Annotated in this window: 12 protein-coding genes and 1 pseudogene; 5 read left to right on the plus strand and 8 right to left on the minus strand. The window is 70.2% G+C overall.

Features of this window, described 5'->3' with window-relative positions:
• The first annotated feature begins 42 nt into the window (after window positions 1–42).
• The gene (locus FrCorBMG51_RS16805) at window positions 43–702 is read left to right on the plus strand and encodes an HNH endonuclease family protein (RefSeq protein ID WP_047223993.1); all 660 of its coding nucleotides are present in this window, start codon (window positions 43–45) and stop codon (window positions 700–702) included.
• Window positions 703–880: 178 nt separating this feature from the next.
• Here FrCorBMG51_RS16805 and helR read toward each other — a convergent pair whose 3' ends face one another.
• From helR to ligD, 3 genes are all read right to left on the minus strand, one after another.
• Window positions 881–3,040: an RNA polymerase recycling motor ATPase HelR gene (gene helR, locus FrCorBMG51_RS16810; RefSeq protein WP_047223994.1), complete on the minus strand. Its 2,160-nt coding sequence runs from the start codon at window positions 3,038–3,040 to the stop codon at window positions 881–883.
• Window positions 3,041–3,527: 487 nt separating this feature from the next.
• The gene (locus FrCorBMG51_RS16815) at window positions 3,528–3,848 is read right to left on the minus strand and encodes a nucleotidyltransferase family protein (RefSeq protein WP_047223995.1); all 321 of its coding nucleotides are present in this window, start codon (window positions 3,846–3,848) and stop codon (window positions 3,528–3,530) included.
• A 157-nt stretch (window positions 3,849–4,005) separates the two neighbouring features.
• Window positions 4,006–4,950: a non-homologous end-joining DNA ligase gene (ligD, locus tag FrCorBMG51_RS16820; RefSeq protein WP_047223996.1), complete on the minus strand. Its 945-nt coding sequence runs from the start codon at window positions 4,948–4,950 to the stop codon at window positions 4,006–4,008.
• A gap of 503 nt (window positions 4,951–5,453) precedes the next feature.
• Here ligD and FrCorBMG51_RS16830 point away from each other — a divergent pair.
• Entirely contained in the window at window positions 5,454–6,812 is a 1,359-nt protein-coding gene (locus FrCorBMG51_RS16830) for an NAD(P)/FAD-dependent oxidoreductase (protein ID WP_047223998.1), read from the plus strand.
• Window positions 6,813–6,922: 110 nt separating this feature from the next.
• Here FrCorBMG51_RS16830 and FrCorBMG51_RS16835 read toward each other — a convergent pair whose 3' ends face one another.
• From FrCorBMG51_RS16835 to FrCorBMG51_RS16845, 3 genes are all read right to left on the minus strand, one after another.
• Complete coding sequence (locus FrCorBMG51_RS16835; RefSeq protein ID WP_162233235.1) at window positions 6,923–8,644, minus strand: protein kinase domain-containing protein; 1,722 nt, start codon at window positions 8,642–8,644, stop codon at window positions 6,923–6,925.
• Between the two features lie 210 nt (window positions 8,645–8,854).
• On the minus strand, window positions 8,855–10,801 hold the full coding sequence (locus FrCorBMG51_RS16840; RefSeq protein WP_086055513.1) for an Hsp70 family protein: 1,947 nt from the start codon (window positions 10,799–10,801) through the stop codon (window positions 8,855–8,857).
• Between the two features lie 129 nt (window positions 10,802–10,930).
• Entirely contained in the window at window positions 10,931–11,692 is a 762-nt protein-coding gene (locus tag FrCorBMG51_RS16845; RefSeq protein WP_083731045.1) for a class I SAM-dependent methyltransferase, read from the minus strand.
• 432 nt (window positions 11,693–12,124) lie between these two features.
• On the opposite strand from FrCorBMG51_RS16845, the gene FrCorBMG51_RS27055 reads away from it, so the two are divergent.
• Window positions 12,125–12,508: a hypothetical protein gene (locus FrCorBMG51_RS27055; RefSeq protein ID WP_047224042.1), complete on the plus strand. Its 384-nt coding sequence runs from the start codon at window positions 12,125–12,127 to the stop codon at window positions 12,506–12,508.
• 309 nt (window positions 12,509–12,817) lie between these two features.
• Here the strand turns inward: FrCorBMG51_RS27055 and FrCorBMG51_RS34900 are convergent, their stop codons facing one another.
• Both FrCorBMG51_RS34900 and FrCorBMG51_RS34905 read right to left on the minus strand, forming a co-directional pair.
• Window positions 12,818–13,612 (minus strand): FAD-binding oxidoreductase, encoded by a 795-nt coding sequence (locus FrCorBMG51_RS34900; protein WP_476742188.1) that lies wholly within the window; start codon window positions 13,610–13,612, stop codon window positions 12,818–12,820.
• Between the two features lie 9 nt (window positions 13,613–13,621).
• Window positions 13,622–14,244, minus strand: a pseudogene (locus FrCorBMG51_RS34905) (FAD-binding oxidoreductase); the annotation flags it as partial.
• Window positions 14,245–14,657: 413 nt separating this feature from the next.
• Here FrCorBMG51_RS34905 and FrCorBMG51_RS16860 point away from each other — a divergent pair.
• Together FrCorBMG51_RS16860 and FrCorBMG51_RS16865 are read left to right on the plus strand one after the other, a co-directional pair.
• Window positions 14,658–15,869 (plus strand): acetyl-CoA C-acetyltransferase, encoded by a 1,212-nt coding sequence (locus tag FrCorBMG51_RS16860; RefSeq protein WP_047224000.1) that lies wholly within the window; start codon window positions 14,658–14,660, stop codon window positions 15,867–15,869.
• A 65-nt stretch (window positions 15,870–15,934) separates the two neighbouring features.
• Entirely contained in the window at window positions 15,935–18,100 is a 2,166-nt protein-coding gene (locus FrCorBMG51_RS16865) for a 3-hydroxyacyl-CoA dehydrogenase NAD-binding domain-containing protein (RefSeq protein WP_047224001.1), read from the plus strand.
• Window positions 18,101–18,219 lie beyond the last annotated feature (119 nt).

The raw sequence follows: 18,219 nt of genomic DNA on the forward strand, positions 1-18,219 counted from the left end.
TGGACGGTTAACAGGCTCATTTTCCCGCCGCGAGGAGGAGCCGTGTTCCGTTCCCGTGCCCGCTTACGTCGCCGCTGGGTTGTCCTGACCAGCGCGGCCCTGACCACCGTCGCATTGTCGGTGACGCTGACAACCCCGGCGTCGGCGACCCCGCCCAACATTCCCAGCAAAGCAACCGCGCAGGCCGAACTCAACACGCTGACCGTGGCCGCCGAGGGCAGCATGACCGGCTACTCCCGGGACCTGTTCCCCCACTGGATCACCATTTCCGGGACCTGTAACACCCGGGAGACCGTCCTCAAGCGCGACGGCACGAACGTGACGGTCGGCAGCAACTGTGCTCCGACCTCCGGCTCCTGGTACAGCCCGTACGACGGGGCCACCTGGTCCGACCCGGCCGACGTCGACATCGACCACGTGGTGCCGCTCGCCGAAGCCTGGCGGTCCGGGGCCAACAGCTGGACCACCAGCAAGCGGCAGTCCTTTGCCAACGACCTGAACTACCCGCAGCTCATCGCCGTCACCGACAACGTCAACCAGGCCAAGGGCGACCAGGACCCCACCACCTGGCAGCCACCACTGTCCGCCTACCGGTGCACCTACTCGAAGATGTGGATCCGGTCCAAATACCACTGGGGCCTGAAACTGCAGGCCAGCGAGAAGTCCGCGCTGCAGAGCATGCTCAACACCTGCTCATCATGATGATTTCATGACCGTATGAGCGAACCCCGCTCCCCGCACACCACCTACCGGTGATCGTCCCGGAACAAACAGCTTTCGGGACGATCACCGCGAATCCGCCATCCGACTGTTCGGTTCCCACCCACGCCCAACAGCGCCTGCTAATCGCCAGACGGCGATCATATTGTCCTGGACGGCGTCAGGGGCTCGTGAGGATGACGAGTTGCCGGGTCGTTCGGGTCATCGCGACGTAGCGGTCGACCGCTCCTTCGATGCCGTTGCCGAACGCCTCTGGGTCGATGAGGACGACCAGGTCGAACTCGAGCCCCTTCGACAGCTCCGGGGTCAGCGACCGGACGCGGGACGTCGCCTGGAACGTGGGATCGCCGATGACGCAGGCGATCCCGTCGGCGTGCGCGGCGAGCCAGGTGTCGAGGATCGCGCCCAGATCCGACGCGGATCCGTGGACGACGGGGACACCGCCGCTGCGGATGGAGGTCGGCACGTTGGCGTCCGGGAGCACGGCCCGGATGACCGGCTCGGCTTCCGCCATGACCTCTTCCGGCGTCCGGTAGTTGATGCTCAGGGAAGCCAGGTTGATCCGGTCGTGCCCGGCCCGGGTGAGCCGTTCCTGCCACGACTGGGTGAACCCGTGCCTGGCCTGGGCGCGGTCCCCGACGATGGTGAAGCTGCGGGACGGGCAGCGCAGCAGCAGCATCTGCCATTCCGCGTCGGTCAGTTCCTGAGCCTCGTCCACGACGATGTGCGCGAACGGGCCAGCGAGCAGGTCCGGGTCGGTGCTCGGCAGCGCGGCCTCGTCGACCAGGGCGTCCCGTAGGTCCTGTCCGCGCAGCATCGTCACCACGCCTTCACCGTCGTCGTCGGCCTCGAGCAGGTGGTCGACGGCCCTGGCCATGCGCTCGCGTTCGGCGGCGACAGCGGCGCCCCGCCGGCGTCTGCGCCGTGACGCCTCCGGGTCGCCGAGCCGCTGCCGTGCCGCGTCCAGGAACGGCAGGTCGGACACCGTCCAGGCCTGGGTGTCCGCGCGCTGCAGCAGCTGAACCTCGGCGGGGCGCAGCCAGGGAGCGCATCTGCGCAGGTAGGCGGGTACCGACCACAGGTCTGCGACGAGGTCGGCCGCTTCGAGCAGCGGCCACGCCCGGTTGAGGGCCGTGAGCAGCTCCCTGTTCCGCCGCAGCGACTTGCGGAGCAGGTCAGCCGGGACGTCGTCGCCGTCGTGTTTGTCCGTCAGGATCGTGAGTAGTTCCTCCCAGACCTGGTCGCGCGCCTCGTTGTGCGGAGTGCCGGGGTCTGGTGCTTCGAACGCCTCGGCCCAGTCGTCGGCGCTCAACCAGATGTCGGACCAGTCGGTCGTGACCGTCGTCCCCCTGGTGGGCGGCTCCTCGTAGAACCTCACGGCCGTCTCGATCGCCGTCACCAGGTCCGCGGACGCCTTCAGGAGGGCCACGGCCGGGTCGGCCTCGATCGTCGCCGTGGCTCCCTCGGCGACGAGGTCCCGCAGGGTGCAGGTCTGCGCGCCCTCCTCGCCGAGGCTGGGCAGGACGTCGGCGACGTAGGCCAGGTAGGGCTGGTGCGGACCGACGAACAGCACGCCGCCCCGGCGGTGACCGAGGCGGTGGTCGGAGTAGAGGAGATAGGCGGTGCGGTGCAGGGCGACGACGGTCTTCCCCGTACCCGGACCGCCGTCGACGACGAGCGCGCCGTCGGAGCCCGCGCGGATGACGGCGTCCTGGTCGGCCTGGATGGTGCCGAGCACGTCTCGCATCCGGGGCGTCCGGTTGCTGCCCAGGCTGGCGATGAAGGCGGACTGGTCGTCGAGCGCGGCGTGCCCTTCGAACCCGTCCGAGGCGAACACAGTGAACACCTCGTCCCAGTAGTCGCTGATCCGGCCGCGGGTCCAGCGATACCTGCGGCGGCTCGCCAGACCCATCGGGTTGGCGTGGGTCGCTCCGAAGAACGGCTCGGCCGCCGGCGAGCGCCAGTCGAGCAGCAGCCGACGACCCGCGCTGTCCGAGAGGCCAAGTCGTCCGACGTACACCGGCTCGGGGTTGTCCGTGCTGACGATGCGTCCGAGGCACAGGTCCAGACCGAAGCGGCGCAGGGCACGCAGGCGCGCGGTCAGCCGGTGGATCTCCATGTCCCGGTCCATCGCCTCCTGACCGGTGCCGCCGGGCGCCCTGCGCGCGGCATCGAGGCGGTCGGACAGGTCGGCGATCGACTGCTCGAGGCTTTCCGCGATGGCTGCGAAGTGCCGCTCGTCGTCGGCGACCAGTGCCGGGTCGGCCTTGGCGGTGAGGCGGTCGGGAAGGTCGAACGCGCTGGTAGTGAGGGGGTTCACGCATCAGCTCCGATCTGGGGTCGCTTGCGACCATTGCGCGCGGCAAGGCGTCCGGACCGGCGTGACGAACCTGGTGGCCATGACGAGCGACACGCCGCCTGACGTGAATCCCGTGGCCGTTGTCGGTTCAGGTCGCCAGGGCCTGTGGGTTCTGGTGCTCCGGCTCCTGGCCTCGACGATCCCGCGTGGTCATACGTCGACAACAGCACACGCACGTCGTGACCCCCGTTTCCGCAGGCTCGTTTCCGCAGGCTCTGGCCTCGGCCAGCGATTCTGCGGCACGACCCGGGTCTTGCCGCAAGCCCCCCGGTGCGCTATACGTTGAGAGTGGCAAGGAGAGTGGGTATTCTCCTTGCCCGGGTGTCTGCCCCCGGAGGGTCAGCCCGCCGGCATCGAGCTCGAGATAGTCGGGATTCGACGGATCCTCGAAGAAGAGCACGACGCAGGCGATGGCGATGAGCGTGGCAATGCCGCCGACGATCACGGCTCACAGCGGAACAAGGCAGGCACGAGCCGTCGCCGCGACCGGTTCACGCAGCAGCGGCTCTGCCACGACATCCACCCGCACGCCGAGCAGGGCGGTCAACTCCTCCGCGATCCCGGCCAGCCGCATCAACGGGTTACCGCCCGTGGGGTCGAGGTCGACCAGCACGTCGAGGTCGCTGGCGGCGGTGGCGTCGCCCCGGGCGACAGAGCCGAACAGCCGTGGGTTGCGCGCGCCGTACCGATCAAGCACGTCCTGAACCTGTGGACGGTGACGGATGATCACCGCACGCAGCGCTCGTGCCTCGGTCGTCGGGCTGGTCATGAATCGAGGCTACGGCACAGCCTGGCATGCGGTGGCTGGTTCACCGCGCGGGCCGACTCGATCAAACCCACCGCGAGCGCCTCGTCCCCTACCAGCGGCGCCGATCATGGTCTGTGCGGATGGTTACGGACGGGGTTCGCGCTGTTTGGCCGACGCGCTAGATGTCCGTGAGGAGGGCGTCCAGACGGTGACGGGCGGGGCCGAGGGGGTGGGCGTGCGCGTGGATGTCGCGCCACGGGTCGCCGGTTCGCTCCAGGCGGTCGGGCAGGCTGCGCAGCGTCCAGCCGTCCGGCCGGATTGCCGGGTCGGCGAGTTCCTCCCAGGTCAGTGGTGTCGCGACCGGGGCGCCGGTACGGGCCCGTACCGCGTAGGGGGCGACGGAGGTGTGGGCGTAGGCGTTGCGCTGGACGTCAAGGTAGATCCGGCCGTGCCGGGCGGCCTTACGCTGCTCGATGGTGAGCCGCCGCGGGTCGCGCGCGACCGCCACCCGCGCGACGTCCCGCGTGAACCCGCGGACCGTCTCGAAGCCCGCGCCGCGCCGCAGCGGCACCACGAGGTGGTAGCCGCGTGAGCCGGTCGTCATCACGAACGGGAGCAGGCCGAGATCACGCAGCAGCTCACCCAGCCCGGACGCCACCTGGCGAAGGTCGTCAGGGCTGGTCGGGGTATCCGGCTGGTCGGCCGGGTCGAGGTCGATGACCATGCGGTCCGGCCGGTCGAGCCGGTCGGCGCGGGACAGCCACGGATGCAGGGTGATGCAGGCCTGCCCGGCGAGGTAGACGAGGGTCGCCGGCTCCTCGGCGACCACGTGCTCGACCTGACCAGCTTCTTCCCTGCTGACGGCGACGCGGCGGATCCAGTCGGGGAAGTACCTACCGGCCCGCTGCTGGACGATCCGCTCGCCGTCGATGCCGTCCGGGTAGCGCTCCAGGTTGAGCGGCCGGCCGGCCAGGTGCGGCAGCATCGTGCCGGCGACCCGCTCGTAGTAGCCGGCGAGATCGGCCTTGGTGGTCCCGTCCGGGAACAGCGGTTTGTCGGGCCGGCGGATCCGCACCTCGTGCCGGCCGGCGGACACGGCACGGGTCACCGCCCTGGCCGCCACGGGCTCAGCTCCTCCCGACCCGCCTCGTCCTCCCGACTCACCTCGCCTGCCGGCTCGNNCGCCTGCCGGCTCGTCGGCACGCAGCCCCTGGCCCAGGCCAGGCGGCTGCGGGCCACGGCGCGGCTCACGCCCTGCCCGGCCGTCGCCAGGAACGTCCCCACCAGCCATACCCGACCGCTACCCGGCGGGCGCCGGAACAACACCGAACGACATAACGGTGACTGCCATGAACCATCACGACAGTCACCGCCCGCGCCGAAACGGCCTGCCCGTACATTCGTGTCACAACTCTGTGTTTCTTCGTAATTCTTGTAAAACTGTCATTTGCCCACCAGGGGGACGCGGCGGTTTGGTCGTCCGACTGCCTGGAACTGGACTACCGAGAACCTCGGCTTCCACGACGGCCTGGAAGGGCAACGGAGGAAGATACGGTGAACGGCGAGCTGATCTCTTTGTGGCGTGGACGTTCAGCTGGGCCGCCGTCTCGGCGGCGCGGGCGCACCGTGGCCCGGCCCGCCCGCGGACCGGGCGAATCCGCCGAATCCGCGGCCCGGGTGCCGCGGGTGGTGGTGGTCGGCAGCGGGTTCGCCGGTTTCGGGGTGCTGCAGCATCTGGAACGCCGCCTGCCGGCGGACGCCGCCGACCTCACACTCATATCACCGATCGATCACCTTCTGTACACATCGCTGTTGCCGCAGGTGAGCGCCGGCGGGGTGGAACCCCGGCACGTCGCCGTCGCGACCAGGGCCGCGCTGCGGCGGACCACACTGCTGCTCGGCCACGTCGTCGACGCCGACCTGCCGGGCCGGACGGTGGCGATCCGCCGGGCCGACGGGTCGCGGACGACGCTGGGCTGGGACCGGCTCGTGCTGGCGCCCGGCGCGGTGACCCGCACCCTGGACATTCCAGGGCTGGCCGACCACGCGCTCGGCCTGAAGAACCTGGCCGAAGCCGTCTACCTGCGTGACCATGTGCTGCGCCAGCTGGAGCAGGCCGACGCCTGCGCCGACGCGGACCGGCGCCGGGCGCGATGCACGTTCGTGGTCGTCGGCGCCGGCTACACCGGGACCGAACTGGCCGCGCAGATGACACGGTTCACCCGCCGAGCGGTCGACGCCTACCCCCGCCTCTCCCCCGACGACATCCGCTGGATCCTGCTGGACCTGGCGCCCCGGGTGCTGCCCGAACTGCCGCCCGCCCTGTCCACCCGGGCCATGGACCTGCTCGCCGCACGGAAGGTCGACGTCCGGCTGGGAACGTCCGTGTCGGACGTGGCGGCGGACCGGGCCCGGCTCACCAACGGTGACATGATCCGGACCCACACGGTGGTCTGGTGTGCTGGGATCACCCCCAGTCCGCTGATCTCCACTCTTGGCCTGCCCACCTCGCGAGGCCGGCTGGTCGTCGACAGCGAGTTCCAGGTACCCGACGCCGACGGCGTGTTCGCGCTCGGTGACGCCGCCGCGGTCCCGGACAGCACCAACGACGGCCGGCCCGCCTCGCAGACCGCGCAGCACGCGGTCCGCGAGGCGACAGGGGCCGCCCGTGCCGTCGCGGCATCCCTCGGCCACGGCACCGCCAGGCCCTACCGGCACCGTGACCTCGGCTTCGTCGTCGACCTCGGCGGTACCGCCGCGGTCGCCAACCCGCTCGGCGTCACCCTGTCCGGCCTGCCCGCCGCCGCGCTGGCCCGCGGCTACCATCTGCACGCCCTGCCGGGACGGACCAACACGATCCGGGTCGCGGCCGACTGGCTCCTCGACATGATCGCCCCCCGGCAGATCGTCCAGCTCGGGTTCCTGCCCCCGGAGAAGTCGTCGATCGACGCGGCCGAACAGACCGACATCTACCCCACCCGCTGAGATCCGCTCCCACGACGGCAGGGTCCACCGGCATCAGCCGGGCATCGGTGAGGACGCCGGAGCGCGCCGTTCACCGGCCGCCTCGGACCGGGATGCCCGTCCGTGTCGGGTCATCCCGACAGGTCGGCCCAGTCCGGGTGCCATTCCCACCAGCCGGTGTCCCATCGATGAGCCCAGGTGTGCAGGATCCGGTCCTCACGGTCGCGGAGCACCAGTTCCAGATGCCCGGGCCAGCGGGAGGACGCGTCCACCGCCACGTAGTCGCCGGCGGGGGCGGGCGCGAGCGGGCCGGTGTGCATACCCCCGGGGCGCAGTTCCACGCCCTCGCCGGTCAGCACGACCACCGCGTCGTCGGGCAGCAGGGCGAACCCGCGGACAGGCGGCTGTTCCGCGGGCAGCGGTCGGTACCAGGAGCGGGCGTAGGGCCCCGGGCTGCGCCAGATGACGCCTCGACCGTCGAGCGCGCCGACGCCGACGGCACCCGTCGCCGCCCGGAGCGTGACAAGGCCCTCGGGCGGGTCCGGCAGCGCCCACCAGTTCGACCAGCCGCCGTGAGCGTTCCACGGCCTCCACCAGGCTCGGCCCTGGCTGTCGACCGCAAGCAGGCAGTGCTGAGCCCACGGCGCGTTCGTGGCGGCCAGGTCGACGACGGTCACGCCGTCCGCCGGGGCAGGCCAGGGCTGCCAGGCCGACCAGTCCTCGACGGGCGCACAGGTCTCGCGGTCGACCACGAGGCTACGCACCCAGATCCCGCCCTCGTGATCGAGCAGCCAGAGGTTCTGCTCGAACTCCCGCGGGCTGCCCACCGCGATCGCCCGCACGGCGCACGGCGCGGCCATCCCGTGCCAGTCGCTCCACCCCTGAACGATCCAACGGTGCCGCAGACCATCGGAACGGTTCGCGGTGAACACCTCGAGATGGCTGTTCCCGAAGCTGCTGCACGCCAGGCCGGACCACCGCACCAGGTCGGTCCCCTCCTCCGCCGCGCGGTGCGCCAACTCCCGCAGTCGCAGCGCCGTCGCCGCCGCTCTTGGGCGCAGCGCCGGATCCGTCGACAGCAGTTCCCCGGCCAGAACGACCAGTTCGGGATCTGCCTCGCGCCTTTCCAGGTCCTCCAGTTCCCCGGCGATCCGTTCGGCGAGCGCGGTGGCGTCCGGCTCCCGCAAGCCGTCGGAACGGCGCGGTAACCGGCCGAGCAGACACTCGCCGAGGATGACACCGAGTGACCACATGTCGTCTTCTCGGCGCACACTCCCGGAACCCCCGGCGGCAAGCCGTTGCGGCGACATGTACGCCTGCGTCCCGCCCTGGTCGCGTCCCCTGCCGCCAGCCAGGACGGAGGTGGCGTTGAAATCCGCGATCTTCCAGATCCCACGGCAGCGCACGATGTTCCCGGGTTTGAGATCGGCGTGGACGAGGCCCCGTGCGTGGATGTGGTCGAGTGCCTCGGCCACGCCACCCAGCATCTCGGCGACCTCACCGACCGTCATCCGCCGCGGCGACCGCTCGGCAGCCAGCCGGCTGGCCAGCGAGACGTCACCCATTTCCATCACCTGGGCCACGCAGCCGTCGTAGGGCCCGTCCTCGACGAGGAACGCGTCGACATAGGCGACCACGTACGGACATCCCAGCAGCTGTTCCTGAACCTGGATCTCCTCCAGCGCCCGGCGCTGCCGCTCGCCGTCGCCCACCGCTTTGTAGATCTTTATGGCCCGCTGGACACCCGCCATTCCCGCACGCTCCCGCCAGGCGGGCAGAACCTCCGCGAACGCCCCGCTGCCCAGCGGAGCGGAGGTGTCGACCAGCCACTCCCCCACCCTGACCGCCCTCATGGGCCAAGAGCCTAGATCGCCGCCCAGATCGCGCCCCTGAGCCCCGCCCGACCGCGGAGGCCCGAGTCCGGGACGAGCGTTTCCGGCAGCGCGACGTCTGTGGAGTCGCTGACCCGCTCGTCTCTTCCGCGGGCGGCTACGGGCCGGGTAACGGGAGGACTGCGGGATGACGGCGGGATGACGGCGGGAAAACATCGTGTCGCCGGTAATCTACTCCCCGTGCACGACGCCGGTGGGCTCAACCGGTGTGGGGAGATTCTCGACGGTCCTCAGGCGGACTGTCCTTCTGGTTTCCTTTCTGGTTTCGGACAGGCCGACGGTGGCGGAGCGCTCCTGGCCGGTGGCCAACTCCCTGGCGTCGACCCGAAGCGTGCCACCGGCGTCGACCTCGAAACTCACCTCGACGCGAGGTATGCCGCGGGGTTCTCGCGGGAGATTCACCAGTTCGAGCAGGGCGAGCCGCTGGTGCCGCACGCCCGCCTTCCCGGATGGAAGGACTTCCAGGACGTGCACGGCAATGGCCGTCTGGCCGTCCTCGACGGTGGTGAAGGTCCCGGACCTCCGGATCGGTACGACCGTTCCCGGTCCTATGATCTCGTGGAATCCGCCAGGAGTTTCGATGCCCAGCGCGCTGTCGATCTCGGGAGCGGGGCGGGGAAGGTTCCTGACGACCTGTAGCCAGTGTGCCGACTTCTTGCTCCGTGCCGCACCGTCCGCGCTTGCCCGGTCGACGGTCAGGGACTGTTCGCGCGCGGAGCCTAGATCCTTTGCGCTGACGTGGAGTATGCCGTTGGCGTCGACGTCGAAAAGGACCTCTATTCGCGGAGCTCCGCGGGGTGCCTCGGGCAGCCCCGTCAGCCCGAACACCCCGAGGGTCCTGTTGTGCTCGACCATTTCGCGCTCGCCTTCCAGAATGTGGATGGCGACGCTCTTCTGGCGATCCTCCGTCGTGGTGAGGACGGTGGAGCGCCTGGTGGGGATGGTGGTGTTTCTTTCCAGTATTCTGGTGTAGTTTCTGCCCTGGGTCTCGATTCCCAGCGACAGCGGGATCACGTCGAGCAGGAGAACGTCCCTGACTTCTCCCACGAGGACGCCTGCCTGCAGCGTCGCGCCCGTGACCACGCTTTCGGGGACGAGCCCACGGTACGGCGGCCGGCCCGTGAGATCGTGGATGAAGCGCCCGATGGCGGGCATCCGGGTCGCGCCGCCCACCAGGATCACGTGATCGATGTGCTCGAAATCGGTTCCCGCGTCTTTCAGCACCTGTTCGACGGGCCGTCTGCAGCGCTCCAGCGTGCCCCGGCTCAGGGCTTCGAACTCCGCGCGGCTCAGGGGCAGGTCCAGGTGAACGGGGCCGGCCCGGGTGGCGGCGAGGTACGGCAGACGGATATCCGTGAAGGTCGACGACGACAGCTCGACCTTGGCGGCTTCGGCCGCCTCCTTCAGCCGCTGCAGCGCCGTTGCCTCGTGGCCCACGTCCACCCCGTGCCGTTCACGTGTCACGCGGACGAGGTGGTCGACAATATTCTGGTCCCAGTCGTCCCCGCCAAGAAAGTTGTCGCCAGAGGTCGCCCTGACCTCGCAGACTCCGTCGCCAATCTCCACAAGGGAGACGTCGAAGGTACCCCCACCGAGATCGAACATCAGGACGGTCTGGTCGTCCGCACGGTTCAGGCCGTGGGTGATGGCTGCGGCAGTAGGCTCGTTGATGATTCTCGCCACCGGAAGACCAGCGATTTTGGCCGCATCGACAAGGGCTGCCCGCTGCATCCGGTTGAAATAGGCCGGAACAGTAATAACCGCGCCGTGGACGGCGCTGCCGGCGTAAGCCTTCACGTCCGAGTGCAGGCGCTTCAGGATGAACGCCGCGATTTCCTCCGCCGTGTAGCGGGTGCCGCCACGCTCGATGGACCAGTCGGTACCCAGCTTCAGCTTGACCGACCGCACGGTGTACTCGGGATTGGTCACCGCCTGACGTTTCGCGGCCGCACCCACCAGGACCCCACCGTCCGCGGTGACAGCGACCACGCTTGGCGTGATCAAGCTTCCCTCGGCATTCGGAATCAGCCGCACCTCGCCCCCCTCGAGCAGACCGACCGCCGAGTTGGTGGTACCGAAGTCGATCCCCACGTAGAGCTTGTCCGTGGCCGCCCCCATGCGCGTCCCCCTCCAGCAATCACCGCAATGCTACGAATATCCGACCTGTACACCGCCAGTCATCTCCCACACGACTACACGTGCTTGCTCTCGACCCGCTGGCAGCTTCGAGAGAGGGTAATGACCAGATCAGGTTGGCTTGTGCGCTTCGATGAGGAACCGGGTAGCGTGCGCGATGAAGGGGCCGTTGGCGTGGATGCGGTCGTGCAGGGCTTCGAGCCGCGGGCGGTAGCGGGTTACGGTGAACCCCGGAACGATCCAGATCACTTTTCGGAGGAAGTAGATCACTGCGCCGACGTCGAGGAACTCGGTGCGCAGGGACTCCATCCGCAGGTCGACGACCCGCAGCCCGGCGGCTTCAGCGGCGGCCCTGGCACGGTCCGGATGGCGCCCGCGGCGCACCTCGACGGACTGGGGCCCGAGGAAGAACTCGACCAGCTCGAAGACACTCGCCGGGCCGACCTGCTGGGAGAAATAGGTGCCACCCGGCGCGAGCACCCGGCCGATCTCCTCCCAGCAGGTGGTCACGGGATGTCGGCTGACGATGAGATCGAAGGTGTCGCCGGCGAAGGGTAACGCCGAGCCGTCGCCAGCGGCCACGACCGCGACCCCCCTAGGCCGTAGCAGGGCGGCGGCTCGCGTGACGTTCGGCGGCCATGACTCCGTCGCCACCGTCCGCGCCGCCAGCCGGGGCACGCCGGCGAGCACCTCCCCGCCACCGGTCTGGATGTCCAGCCCGGCCGCGGCGCGGGCCATCCGCTCGCCCATCGCCCGCGCGTACCCCCAGGACGGACGCTGCTCGCTGGCCCGCCCATCCAGCCAGGAGAAGTCCCAGCCATCCACCGGCGCCGCCTCAGCCTCGGCGACCAGATCGTCAAATCGCTTCGCCACATCATGATCCTGACATGCGGTGAGCAGGACGGCCCGCCTGTGGGAGCACAGGCACGGAAACGGTGCTGATGGCGGCGGCAAGTTTTTCGATCTGGGTGAGGAATGCGGCCGACGACTGGGACCGGTGGCGGCATACCGTGGTAGTTCGCACCGCGGTATGATCGTCGTATGAAAGTCGACAAGATGAGCGTCTCGTTCGAGGGAGAACTCGGCGAGGCCGTGCGGGACGCCGCCCGACGAGCGGGCGTGGGGCTGTCGGCCTGGCTGGCCGCGGCCGCCNGCCTGGCTGGCCGCGGCCGCCGCCGCGAAGCTGCGGGCCGAAGCCCTCACGGAGTTCCTTGACTCCTGGGAGGCGGCGCACCCCGCGCTGACCCCGCAGGAGCTGGCCCAGGCCGAACGCGAACTGGGGCTGCAGGCCGGCCAGACGGCCGCGTGACCGCGCTCGTCCTCGACGCCGGCGCGTTCGTCGCCGTCGACCGTGGCGATCGGGCGATGCTCGCCCGCCTGCGGGTCGCGCAGCGGCACGGCATCGACCTGCGCAGCAACGCCGTCGTCGTCGCCCAGGTCTGGCGGGACCGCGGCGGCCAGCAGGCAGCGCTGGCCGGCCTGCTGCGGAGCGTGGAAGTGTGCCCGGTCGACGAGCAGACCGGCCGTCGCGCCGGTGTCCTGCTCGGACGCGCCGGCAGCAGCGACGCGGTCGACGCAACCGTTGCCCTGCTCGCACGCCCGGGCGACCGCATCCTGACCAACGACCCGGGTGACATCGCGCGGCTCGTCGAGGCCGCCGACATACCGGCCACAGTCATCCGCTGCTAATACGGCGTTCGTCAAGAGCAGTAAACAAACCGGCGACGGAGCTTCCGGGCCGGTGGAGCGGGACGTCCCGGATCCAGGGTTTCGCGTGGGCGCTGCGCTGGGTGCTCGCGGGCCGGGTGGCCTGGTCGATCTCGCCGGGAACAGCGAAGTACTGCCCAGCGCGTGGCCCGACGGAAGATCCGCGAGCGGATCGCGCTCAGCCCAGGGGGTGGGGCGGGGCCAGGGGAAGATCGCGCCGGGGTTGAGGATGCCGAGTGGGTCGAGGGCATGCTTGATCCGCAGTGACAGGTTGAGGACGTCGTCGCCGACCTAGTCGACCAGCCACGCCTTCTTCAGCCGGCCCACCCCGTGCTCGCCGGTGATCGTGCCGTCGAGGCGGATCGCCAGGTCCATCACCTCGCCGAACGCGAGCTGTGCCCGAGCGGCCGCGTCGGCGTCGGCGGGATCGAAGACGATCAGCGGGTGGGTGTTGCCGTCGCCGACGTGGGCGATCAGCGCAATCGTCACGGCGCGGGCGGCGGCGATCGCCTCGATGCCCGCGACCAGTTCGGGCAGCTTGGGCAGCGGCACACCGACATCCTCCAGCAGGACGGTGCCGCGACGTTCGACCGCCGGGATGGCGCTGCGGCGGGCGACGACGAACGCCTCGCCCTCCGCCGGGTCGTCGGTGGCCAGCACCTCGGTCGCGCCGTGAGCCTGGCACGCCTCGACCATGCTCTTCATCTCGAGCTCGGCGGCAAGGTGGCGGCTGTCCGACCGGGCGAGGAGCATCGCGGCCGCGTCGCGGTCGAGCCCCATGTGGAGCATGTCCTCCACGGCGTTGATCGACACCCGGTCCATGTACTCGAGCATCGCCGGCCGCAGGGCAGCGGTGATCGCCAGGACGGCGTCCGTCGCCTGCCGGGTGCTGGCGAACGTGGCGACCAGGGTGCTCGACGGCGGCTGGGCCGGCAGGAGGCGCAGCGTCACCTCCGTGATGATCCCGAGAGTTCCCTCGCTGCCGACGAACAGCTTGGTCAGGGACAGGCCGGCGGCGTCCTTCAGCCGCGGGCCGCCGAGACGCACCGCCGTCCCGTCGCTCAGCACGACCTCAAGCCCGAGCACATAGTCGGTGGTGATGCCGTACTTGACGCAGCACAGCCCACCGGCGTTCGTCGCCACGTTGCCGCCGATCGAGCAGATCTCGAAGGACGACGGGTCGGGGGGTACCACAGTCCGTGAGCGGCGGCGGCCGCCTTCACCTCGGCGTTGAGCAGGCCCGGCTGCACGACCGCCATCCGGGTGCGGGGATTGATCTCGATCGCCCGCATCCGTTCGGTCGACAGCACGATGCCGCCGTCGACGGCGGTCGCGCCGCCCGAAAGGCCGGTGCCGGCGCCGCGCGGGACGACCGGCACCCGATGGCGCGCCGCCCAGCCGAGGGCCACCCGCACGTGCTCGGTCGATTCGGCGCGCACGGCGGCGAGCGGCACGCCCGCCGCCGGGTCCCCCGCCCGGTCGCGACGGTACTTCTCCAGCAGGTCGGGATCGGTGACGACGACGCCGGCGGGCAGCGCGTCGACCAACTCGGCGAGCGTCACGTCCACAGCGCCTCCCTGGCCGACACACCCAGACGGACACGGCCCGGCTGGCGCACTCCGGCTGGCACAGCCTGACTGGCACACTCCGGCTGGCACAGCCTGGACTGGCACAGCCGGCTGACTTGTTTCCCTGGCTGATCTGTCTCCACTGTCCACCCTGCCGCCCGTGGGCGGTATGCCCGCGTGCCCGGAACCGACCGGCTGCGCCGCCCGCCTCGACGCTCCGCCATGGGCGGGGGATGCGTCACCGCGCCCGCCTCCGGGGCCGGGTTCGGGGCCGAAGGCGGGCGGCGCGGCCGGGATCGCGGAGCCACCGCGTTCGGATGGACGTGTTCTCTTGACCGACCGCGACAGTCAGGGTTGACTGCCGATTGACAGTCAGAGTTGACTGCCGAACAGGTCGGTCCTGACCCTGTGTCCCATGGTCGACGACTCGGGCGCGCCAAAGGCGGAATCGGAGCCTGGCGTGTCCGTCCGCGCCGTCCGCGCTGTTCGAGGCGTTCGAAGCGATGTCCCTGGCAGGCCCGTCAGGAACCTGTCAGATCGTCAGGCAGGAAGGAAGCGTCACCGTGAGTACCGAGGCTTTCGTCTACGACGCGATCCGTACCCCGCGCGGCCGCGGCAAGAAGACCGGCTCGCTGCACGGGGTGAAGCCGGTCTCCCTGGTTGTGGGGCTGATCGACGAGATCCGCAAGCGTAACCCGACCCTCGACGTCGACCGGATCTCCGACGTGGTGCTCGGTGTCGTCAGCCCGGTCGGTGACCAGGGCTCGGACATCGCCCGCACGGCGGCGCTGGTCGCCGGCCTGCCGGACACGGTCGGCGGACTGCAGCTCAACCGGTTCTGCGCCTCCGGCCTGGAGGCGGTCAACACCGCCGCGCAGAAGGTGCGCTCAGGGTGGGACGAGATCGTCCTCGCCGGCGGGGTCGAGTCGATGTCCCGGGTGCCGCTGGGCGCCGACGGTGGCGCGTGGGCGAGCGACCCGGCGACGAACTACCAGACGATGTTCGTGCCGCAGGGTGTCAGCGCGGACCTGCTCGCCACGATCGAGGGCTTCTCCCGCACGGACGTCGACACCTATGCGGTGCGCTCGCAGCAGCGCGCCGCCCACGCGTGGAAGAACGGCTACTTCGCCAACTCCGTGATCCCGGTGTACGACCACGGCCTGCTCGTGCTCGACCACGACGAGCATCTACGCCCGGAGTCGACCGTCGACAGCCTGGCCGCGCTGCCGCCGTCGTTCGCGGCGGTCGGCGAGCAGGGCGGGTTCGACGCGGTGGCGCTGCAGAAGTACCACTGGGTGGAGAAGATCGACCATGTGCACACCGCGGCGAACTCGTCGGGCATCGTGGACGGCGCCGCGCTGGTCCTTCTCGGCAGTGAGCGGGCGGGCGTCGAGCTCGGGCTGGCCCCGCGAGCGCGGGTAGTGGCCACGGCGACCTCCGGCGCGGACGCCACGATCATGCTCACCGGACCGACTCCGGCGACGCGCAAGCTGTTCGCGCACACCGGGCTCGGCGTCGACGACATCGACCTGTTCGAGATCAACGAGGCGTTCGCGTCCGTCGTCCTGAGGTACCAGCGGGACATCGGCATCCCGGACGAGAAGCTCAACGTCAACGGCGGCGCGATCGCGATGGGGCACCCGCTCGGCGCCACCGGGGCGATGCTCGTCGGCACGGTGATCGACGAGCTGGAGCGGCGCGGCGGACGGCGGGCCGTGGTAACGCTGTGCATCGGCGCTGGGATGGGCGTCGCGACGCTGGTCGAGCTGGTCTGACGCCCGGCTCCGCCACTGACATCCCGCCACCCACGCGCTCACGACCTGGAGACGAGAGACCACCGATGACCGAGCTGACCACCATCCGCTGGGAACAGGATGCCGACGGCATCGTCGTGCTGACGCTGGACGACCCGGACCAGTCCGCCAACACCATGAACGCCGCCTACATCGCCTCGATGGGCGCGGTGGTCGAGCGGCTGGAACGGGAGAAGGACACCGTCACCGGTGTCGTGCTGACGTCGGGGAAGAAGACCTTCTTCGCCGGCGGCGACCTGCGTGATCTGATCAGGACGGGCCCCGACGACCGGCAGGCCGTCTTCGACAGCCTCACCGTCGTCAAGGACCAGCTGCGCCGGCTGGAGACGTTCGGCCGCCCGGTCGTCGCGGCGATCAACGGCTCGGCGCTCGGCGGCGGCCTGGAGATCACGCTCGCCGCCCATCACCGGATCGTCGCCGACACCCGCGGCCTGCAGCTCGGCCTGCCGGAGGTCACCCTCGGCCTGCTGCCGGCCGCCGGCGGCATCGTGCGCACCGTGCGCCTGCTCGGCGTCGTCGACTCGCTGCTGAACGTCCTGCTGCAGGGGCAGCGACACACCCCGGCCAGGGCGCGGGAGCTCGGCCTGGTGCACGAGCTGGTCGGTTCGGTCGACGAGCTGCTGCCGGCCGCCAAGGCATGGATCAAAGCCAACCCGGACGCGACGGCGCCCTGGGACACCAAGGGGTACAAGATACCGGGCGGCTCGCCGTCCACCCCGGCGTTCGCCGCCACCCTCCCGGCACTGCCAGCGAACCTGCGCAAGCAGCTCAGGGGCGCGAACCTGCCGGCGCCACCGGCCATCCTCGCCGCCGCGGTCGAGGGCGCCCAGGTCGACATCAACACGGCTTCCGTGATCGAGTCACGCTATTTCGTCGACCTCGTCACCGGTCAGGTCGCGAAGAACCTGATCCAGGCGTTCTTCTTCGACACCCAGCACATCAAATCCGGCGCCGCCCGGCCGGCCGGGCACCCGACGTTCCGGGCGAGCAGGGTGGCGGTGCTCGGCGCGGGGATGATGGGCGCGGCGATCGCCTACGTCTACGCGCAGGCGGGCGCCGACGTCGTCCTCAAGGACGTCACCCATGAGGCGGCCATACGGGGCAAGGGGTACTCGGAGAACCTCGTCGCCAAGGCGGTGGGGCGTGGCCGCACGACCCGGCAGGCCGGCGACGCGCTGCTCGCCCGGATCACCCCGACCGCGGACGTGGCCGACCTCGCCGGCGCCGACCTCGTCATCGAGGCGGTGTTCGAAAGCCCCGAGCTCAAGCAGAAGGTCTTCCAGGAGATCCAGGACGTCGTCGCTCCGGACGCGCTGCTGGGCTCCAACACCTCCACACTGCCGATCACGACACTCGCCCAGAGCGTGCGGCGGCCGGAGGACTTCATCGGCCTGCACTTCTTCTCACCCGTCGACAAGATGCCCCTGGTGGAGATCATCGTCGGTGCGAAGACGAGCGACGCCGCGCTCGCCCGCGCGTTCGACATCGTCCAGCAGATCCGCAAGACGCCGATCGTCGTCAACGACAGCCGCGGCTTCTTCACCAGCCGGGTCATCGGCACGTTCCTCAACGAGGCCGTCGAGATGGTCGGCGAGGGGCTGCACCCCGCGTCCGTCGAGCAGGCCGGCGCACAGGCCGGCTACCCGGCCCCACCGCTGCAACTGCTCGACGAGCTCACCCTCACCCTGCCGCGCAGGATCCGCCAGGAGACGAAGGCCGCGGTACAGGCCGCCGGCGGCGTGTGGCGGGAGCGCGGGTACGAGACGGTCGTCGACCGGCTGATCGACGAGTTCGGCCGGCCGGGGCGCTCCGGCGGCGCCGGGTTCTACGAGTACGTGGACGGGCGGCGGACCGGCCTGTGGAAGGGCCTCCACGAGCACTTCACCAAGGACGGCCACGAGATCCCCTTCGAGGACTTCAAGGAGCGTCTCCTCTTCGCCGAGGCACTGGAGAGCGTCCGCTGCCTCGACGAGGGCGTGCTGCGCTCCGTGCCGGAGGCGAACATCGGCTCGATCCTGGGGATCGGGTTCCCAGCGTGGACCGGCGGTGTCATCCAGTACATCAACGGCTACCCGGGTGGGCTGCCGGGGTTCGTCACCCGCGCACATGAGCTCGCCGAACGCTACGGCGAGCACTTCACCCCGCCCGCGTCCCTGGTGGCCAGGGCCGAACGCGGCGAGACATACACCTGATCACGAAGCGTGGCCGCTGGTCATCAACGGCCACCGGGTCCAGACGATCTATGGTGACACGACCGAAGTCATGAAAGAACTCATCGGCTGTGACATCGTCAAGGGCTGACGGGCTGTCA

The organism is Protofrankia coriariae (assembly GCF_001017755.1).
GTDB classification, from domain to species: domain Bacteria; phylum Actinomycetota; class Actinomycetes; order Frankiales; family Frankiaceae; genus Protofrankia; species Protofrankia coriariae.

Coding starts and splice junctions, on each gene's coding strand:
- FrCorBMG51_RS16840 (WP_086055513.1), bottom strand. CDS start 10,801: ATGGGGGCGGCCACGGACAAGCTCTACGTGGGGATCGACTTCGGTACC.
- FrCorBMG51_RS16815 (WP_047223995.1), bottom strand. CDS start 3,848: ATGACCAGCCCGACGACCGAGGCACGAGCGCTGCGTGCGGTGATCATC.
- FrCorBMG51_RS16835 (WP_162233235.1), bottom strand. CDS start 8,644: ATGAGGGCGGTCAGGGTGGGGGAGTGGCTGGTCGACACCTCCGCTCCG.
- FrCorBMG51_RS16865 (WP_047224001.1), top strand. CDS start 15,935: ATGACCGAGCTGACCACCATCCGCTGGGAACAGGATGCCGACGGCATC.